The organism is Coleofasciculus sp. FACHB-712 (assembly GCF_014695635.1).
Classification (GTDB): Bacteria; Cyanobacteriota; Cyanobacteriia; order Cyanobacteriales; family FACHB-T130; genus FACHB-T130.
The window spans coordinates 1-4,726 of the sequence record NZ_JACJOQ010000511.1; the positions used below are offsets into that span (position 1 = coordinate 1).

Below are 4,726 nucleotides of genomic sequence, written 5' to 3' on the forward strand. Positions count from 1 at the left end.
ATTTTGCCAAAGCGTTCGCGATCGCTCTCTAAAATCTCAGCAGCGGCATTCAGCCAATCTGCCCTTTTTTGCATGGGTGTCTGCCGATACTGTTTAAAGCTTGATTGCGCTAGTGCTAGCTTCGTTTCAATCTCCGTATCTGTTAGTGCCTCAAACGTTTGAAGCGTTTCCCCAGTTGCTGGGTTAATCGTGGCTATACCCATTGCTTCAACCTCCAATGCCTAATTAGATCGGGGTAGCCCTCAAATCGTGAAGGCTGATTCACCCCATTCATCAACCCGCTCTTTTCTCAAATGCGAACTCCTAGCCGCATCTAAAACGGCATCTACTCTATAGGTCGCATCTGCTTAAAGTTAGTTTCCAGACGCAATTCCTCGCGTCTTATTGCTCCGGTTAATCCCGGGCTAACTCCGGATGATGTGGTACGACTACCAGTCTGCTATCTTGCTACTCCCGAAGATTTCTATTCTAGGTTGCCCTCTAGCCTATGTTTAGTAAGTGCTAAGCATACTTACAAGAATTGTATTTTCTTAACAAATTCTTTAGGTTATTGTAAATTTTATGTACAATAGCAATGTCAATGATAATAAGGCTCCTACTAACTTGGCTCGTCTTTTCCTCTAGATCGAGCATCGGCTCTCCAACTTAGTAGGTTACACGCGAGCCATTCCATTGCAAGCGCTTCGCCACCGCTTAAGGAGTGCCTCGTCCACTCTTCTGGTGAGGGTGACTGCCAGTCTAGAAATTAGCTGGAAAAAGAGGATGGATGATTTGGAACTTTCCCACCGTACCCGTCAAAATTTTTTGAGCAGTAGCAATCAGTGTCTTACTGCCAAGTTGCCTGTGGTATTGGCAGTCGATGACGATGAAGACAACTTATTATTGCTTGCTTACGTTTTAGAGCCGTTAAATTGCTCAATCATCACAGCAATTGACGGTCATAGTGCTTTTGAAAAGGCACGAACCGAACAGCCAAACCTGATTTTGCTGGATATTATGTTGCCTGACTTAGATGGTCTTCAAATTGTCCGTCAACTCAGGGAAGATCCTGAAACCCGGACAATTCCTGTTATCGCCGTCACGGCGCTGGCAAGGGCGGAAGACAGAGATCGCATTCTCACGGCAGGCTGCAATGACTATATTAGCAAGCCTTACTTGCTGGAGGATCTAGAGGCTGTTGTCCGGCGCAACCTGAGATGGAATCCGTCTCAGGTCGATTCGGTGGAATTCAGTCTGGATTGCGCGTCGTAGGGGTTGCGGCTAAAATCGCAACGGTACTGGTACGACTTGTTTTTAGGGCGGAGTCGATCATCAGATCGATGACTGGGACTTTCACCACTTCCTCAATTAGCTGTTTAAGTTGCAGTTGTAGGACGTGGTTTATATTCTCTCGAACTCTCTGTGCCAGCCTTTGCTGACCGCTTTGTGCCAGAAGTTGTTCGGGTCGAGTAATAGAATCTTCGATAAGAATCGCAATTTTGTCACCCATAAATTGGCAAGTCACCTGACTGGGCTGGTGACTTAGTTGGGCGTGGTAGAAAGCCCGAATTTCCTGTGACAGGGTTCGTTCTAATTCACCACGAGTGGGTTGGATTGTGTCCTGCATAGCGATCGCTCTCAGGAAAGGTAAATTCTTTCACCTTTTTTATTAGACTGTAACAGTGCGAGCAATTTTCCGGACATCTCCTAAAGATAGAGATCCACAACATTGGAAAATTTCAATATTTAGTTTCTTGACAAGGTTAGTTGTTAAGCGCCAAATCCCTGATGAGGGTAGAGAGTGCCAATCTTACAAAGTAGGGATAGTGTTCGATTCCCCCAAGTATCCGAAACGGTTTTCAATATATTTGTGATGCTTTGCAGCTAACCAAGAAACGCCAAATGTATTCAAAAATTTAGTTTTTCAACGATTCTTAGCACAGAAGTGTGTATATATCTAGTGCTAAAAGTAACAATGAATATTAATGTTTAAGTTGTGCAGTTTTTTAACTAATTTTTTATAGAATCAGGGGACAAGCAACATCACCACTAGCTTGCTGTGTTCTCTTGCCAAGATGAACTTAAAAGATCAACCTAGTGGGGAAGCTACGAGCCAATCGATTCCAAGCGCCAAAAAATGCCGCCTGGGGAATGCCTCGTAATACCGTTTCACTTTTCCGCAGGCGATCCCTAAACCCTTGTAAAACAAGGGGCAAACAGGGAATCATTCGTGTACCGTCAATCAAGTGAATGGGTATAACTTGGGCAACCCCTCGGTTGTCCACTTCTGGAGAGGATAGCTTCGTATTTTGATGAGTTCCCCCGAACAACGCTTAAATCTGCACTCTTTCTCAAAACCTGCCTCCCAGGCAAATATCGAATCGCCTCTCATTTTGGTTGTAGAAGACAATGAAGACAACTTGCTACTCATGAGCGAAGTGCTGCTCGCTCTTGACTGCTCATTTATTACGACAAAGGAGGGTCGGGCAGCTTTATTTATGGCGCAACATTATCAGCCAAAGCTGATTTTGTTAGATATTCTTCTACCTGACATCCACGGCGTAGAAGTTGTGCGTTCTCTGAAACAGAACCCCGAAACGATGAAGATCCCCATTGTTGCTGTGACGGCTTTGGCAAGAGCAGAAGACAGGGAAGGTCTTCTGTTTGCAGGCTGCAATGACTACATTAGCAAGCCTTATGTCATTGATGAGTTAGAAGCTCTCATCGATCGCTATCTCAATTAATTTAAATAAATAAATCTAGATTTATAGATTGAGTCATCAATTGATAAATGGTTGTTTGTTAGTTGTTATAGAGAGACGGGATGCCGCGATCGCATAAGGGTCAGATACACCCTAAAAACTGAAAAAGGCTGCTGAGGGCAAACCATCAATATAAATCTATGCTGAGCTAGATACTTAGCAGCGAAGGGGGATTAATTACGAACTTTAGGGGCGTTTGCTAATACAGCAATCGTACCAGTACGACCTGTGTCTACTTTGGCATCGCTGAGCAGGTCAATCACGGATACGCCAACCACTTCCTCAATTAGCGCTTTCAGTTTTGGCTCAAGTGCTTTTTCTAAATCTGTCCTTACTTGCTCAGCCAGCTCTTCTTGACCACTATTTGCTAAAAGTTGTTCTGGTGCCGTGATGGCATTTTCTAGAATAATGGCAATTTTTTCATCAAAAATTTGACAGGTAATTTGACTAGGTTGATGCCCCAGTTGATCCCGGTATAAAGCTTGGATGCGTTGCGATAGAGTTCTTTCTAGTTGTCCGCGCGTCGGAGAGGAAGTATCCATACTTTAAAGATTTTAAAAAAATTCTATCATCAGATAGATGATAAATCTATCTGGTTGCCCTGTCAAAATCTTTAAAAAAAGACTCTCTAAAAGAGAGTTAAATGAAGACAGACTGTTACTAAAATCACTCGGCTGTTTGGGGATAGATGAGAATTTTGTAAGTTTCGGGGGTGGGAGCGATCGCTTGTTCCACAGCAGCAGCTAAATTTTGCAAAGGATAGCGATCGCTAATTAATGCTTCCACATCAATTCGCTGGTTGAATACAATATCTGCTGCCAAATTTTGTATCCGGTAAGAAGAACTATAGCTACCCATTAAATCAATTTCTCGGCGGTAGAGAATATTTGGATTAATCGGGATTTCTACTTCATCAGGAAACTCCGCAAAAAACAAAATTTTACCGCCCCGACGGGTACAATCGAGGGCTTGGAAAAACGCTTTGTCACTGGGAACTGCAAGTAAAGTCGTATCCACTCCCAATCCACCAGTAAGCGCTTTAATTTTAGTTGATAAATCCGGGTCGCGGGGATCGAATGCAGCTTCTGCCCCCACACTCAAAGCTTTCTCAATCCGAGAAGGAATTAAGTCGGTGGCGATCGCTCTGGCTCCGAAATACTTCACCAGCATGATAAACATTAGCCCAATTGGGCCAGCACCTGTAATCAAAACGGTTTGACCAGGAGCAACTTGGGCTTTTTTAACTGCTTTTAGACAGCAATTTGTCGGCTCCACAAAACTCGCTTGCTCAAAGCTGACATTATCCGGAATGGGAATTAATCCGCCGCTGCGGACAATGTGACCGGGCACTTTTACATAATCTGCAAAGCCACCGCCGCTGGGAGTAAATCCAGCCGTGGTCGTGACGTTTTTGTAAACATCGCACATCGAGAAGTTGTCGTTGAGGCAATAATCGCAGCGCATACAAGGAATATGGTGCATAACCACAACTCGCTGCCCAATCTGCCAGCCAGTCACTTCACTTCCTACAGAAGTAATTACCCCAGCAGTTTCATGACCAAAGATGCGCGGTGGCTGGTAGAGAGGATAGCGAATTTTCTTGATGTCAGACTGACACAATCCCACAACCTTTACTTGTACCAGCACTTCATCGGGTGCAATTTCCGGCGTCGGCACTTCTTCGTAACTGAGCTGATTGACGCCTCTGAATACTTGTGCTTTCATGCTTTTCCTTAAACGATGGACTTTATACTTTCGATAGCCGATTGTTTATAGCTAATTGTCTATTGTTCGCGATCGATTGTCTATTCTGAAACGGAATTGCTGATGAATGAATTAATAGAAGTAGATGTCTTGGTTGTGGGAGGCGGAACGGGAGGAACCGCAGCTGCGATACAAGCTGCCCGTCGCGGTGCCAAGACAATGCTGGTGAGTGAATTTACCTGGCTGGGGGGAATGCTCACCTCAGCGGGGGTTGCTGCCCC

7 protein-coding genes are annotated in these 4,726 nt (G+C 44.5%); 3 read left to right on the forward strand and 4 right to left on the reverse strand.

The features are described 5' to 3' along the window. The coding region (locus H6F50_RS17070) for an aldehyde dehydrogenase family protein (RefSeq protein WP_190429625.1) at nucleotides 1-203 on the reverse strand (203 nt) is incomplete at its 3' end. Between the two features lie 523 nt (nucleotides 204-726). Between H6F50_RS17070 and H6F50_RS17075 the strand changes: the two genes are divergently transcribed. Beyond that, a complete protein-coding gene (locus H6F50_RS17075; protein WP_339380308.1) occupies nucleotides 727-1,251 on the forward strand; it encodes a response regulator in 525 nt (174 codons plus the stop codon). Here H6F50_RS17075 and H6F50_RS17080 read toward each other — a convergent pair. Next, complete coding sequence (locus H6F50_RS17080; protein WP_190429626.1) at nucleotides 1,229-1,606, reverse strand: DUF2294 domain-containing protein; 378 nt, start codon at nucleotides 1,604-1,606, stop codon at nucleotides 1,229-1,231. The genes H6F50_RS17075 and H6F50_RS17080 overlap by 23 nt on opposite strands. A gap of 685 nt (nucleotides 1,607-2,291) precedes the next feature. Between H6F50_RS17080 and H6F50_RS17085 the strand changes: the two genes are divergently transcribed. Beyond that, a complete protein-coding gene (locus H6F50_RS17085) occupies nucleotides 2,292-2,723 on the forward strand; it encodes a response regulator (RefSeq protein ID WP_190412702.1) in 432 nt (143 codons plus the stop codon). 191 nt (nucleotides 2,724-2,914) lie between these two features. Here the strand turns inward: H6F50_RS17085 and H6F50_RS17090 are convergent, their stop codons facing one another. Together H6F50_RS17090 and H6F50_RS17095 are read right to left on the reverse strand one after the other, a co-directional pair. Beyond that, on the reverse strand, nucleotides 2,915-3,283 hold the full coding sequence (locus tag H6F50_RS17090) for a DUF2294 domain-containing protein (RefSeq protein ID WP_190412703.1): 369 nt from the start codon (nucleotides 3,281-3,283) through the stop codon (nucleotides 2,915-2,917). Nucleotides 3,284-3,407: 124 nt separating this feature from the next. Further along, entirely contained in the window at nucleotides 3,408-4,466 is a 1,059-nt protein-coding gene (locus tag H6F50_RS17095; protein ID WP_190412704.1) for a zinc-dependent dehydrogenase, read from the reverse strand. 99 nt (nucleotides 4,467-4,565) lie between these two features. On the opposite strand from H6F50_RS17095, the gene H6F50_RS17100 reads away from it, so the two are divergent. After that, on the forward strand, nucleotides 4,566-4,726 hold a 161-nt coding region (locus tag H6F50_RS17100), incomplete at its 3' end, for an FAD-dependent oxidoreductase (protein ID WP_190429627.1).